Source organism: Moorena sp. SIO1F2 (assembly GCF_010672755.1).
Taxonomy (GTDB): Bacteria; Cyanobacteriota; Cyanobacteriia; order Cyanobacteriales; family Coleofasciculaceae; genus Moorena.
In genome coordinates this window covers 1-1,662 of record NZ_JAAHFV010000640.1, presented here as the reverse complement: position 1 = coordinate 1,662, position 1,662 = coordinate 1, and the positions used below count along the sequence as shown (strand labels likewise).

Genomic DNA, 1,662 nt, shown 5'->3' with positions numbered 1-1,662 from the left:
TGTCAAAATACGTAAGCATTCAGCTATCAGCTATCAGCTATCAGCTATCAGACCAATTAAAGTAGGGTGGGCAAAGTAGTATAATCTAGAATACTCACCCATAAGCAAACTGTTTTTGCCCACCCTACAAGCTATCAGCTATCAGCTATCAGACCAATTAAAGTAGGGTGGGCAAAGTAGTATAATCTAGAATACTCACCCATAAGCAAACTGTTTTTGCCCACCCTACAAGCTATCAGCCAAAGTATGACGGCTGACCGCTGACGGCTGACCGCTGACGGCACCTCAAGCAGCGTGCGCGTAGCGCATATGCTTACCAAAATACTAATGAGCAACGACTCCCCAATCAGGCTTGAGCGTAATGGTTTAGTAGTTGCTCTATTTAGTTGATCTATTTATAATCCTACAGTAGAATTATACTAATTTATTCAGGGTGTCAAGTAGTCAACCTCAAACCTGTCTATCAATCCTGGTCTTGCCCTGAATTTGAGGGTTCAATCCCATCTAATCACGGGGAAACTTCCCATAACTTTATGTAACTAACGTTATGTAAAGATTTCGTGATGTGTTTAGTGCCTCAAACTCTCTAGTTAACCAAAGGCTAGGGGAATTAGGCGGGGATTATGTAAAGATTATGTAAATTTTTAAGCTAATCAAATTATTTGCTTATTATTAAGGTTTAAGCTTATGAAGCTAAGTGTTGTAATACCCTGTTTTAACGAAGTCAACACAATTGCCAATGTTATTGACGCTGTCAAAGCATCTGCGGTTAAAGAGTGCGAAATTATTGTTGTCGATGACTACTCAACCGATGGCACTAGAGAGATTTTAGAGTCATCACTGGAATCCCAAATTGACCATGTTGTCTATCATCACAAGAATCGGGGCAAAGGAGCTGCATTACGGACTGGGTTTGGCTTGGCTACTGGAGATATCGTAATCGTTCAAGATGCTGATTTAGAGTACGATCCCCAGGAATATCCCTTGTTAATGCAGCCGATTATTGATGGCAAAGCGGATGTGGTTTATGGCTCCCGTTTCGCTGGCGGTGGTCCCCATCGGGTAGTGTATTACTGGCATATGGTGGGCAATAAATTTTTAACCATGCTCTCCAATATGTTTACCAATATTAACCTTACCGATATGGAAACCTGCTATAAGGCATTCCGGCGTGAAATTATCCAATCTATCAAAATCGAAGAATCTCGGTTTGGCTTTGAACCGGAAATTACTGCTAAGGTTGCCAAAAAGAAATGCCGCATCTATGAAGTAGGAATATCTTACTATGGTCGCACTTACGAAGAAGGGAAAAAAATTGGCTGGAGGGATGGGTTTCGGGCAATATTCTGTATCTTAAAATACAATCTTTTTCATTAGGAAGTAGTTAAAAAATAACTTATCGGTTTTTAGCGTCTCGGGTGGCCAAAAACAGTTTGGTTGTAAGGTAAGCATTCAGCCGTCAGCTATCAGCTTAAGCGCTACTTGAGATGCTACTTGAGGTGCTATCAGCTAGCAGCTAATGGGCTACGCGCATTAGCTGAATGCTTACTAATCACTTACCAAATAGTCCCTGGATTTTTGGGTTACGGTAATGGATAATAGGAAATTGTCAAGTACCCATTACCCCAGAAGAGATAGGATAAGTAGTCCACCAGATTTGAT

1 protein-coding gene is annotated in these 1,662 nt (G+C 41.0%); it reads left to right on the top strand.

Annotated elements, in window-relative coordinates:
• Positions 1-687 precede the first annotated feature (687 nt).
• Positions 688-1,377 carry a glycosyltransferase family 2 protein gene (locus tag F6J94_RS33670; RefSeq protein WP_293021660.1) on the top strand — a complete coding sequence of 230 codons (690 nt, stop codon included), beginning with the start codon at positions 688-690 and terminating at the stop codon, positions 1,375-1,377.
• The last annotated feature ends 285 nt before the right edge of the window (positions 1,378-1,662 follow it).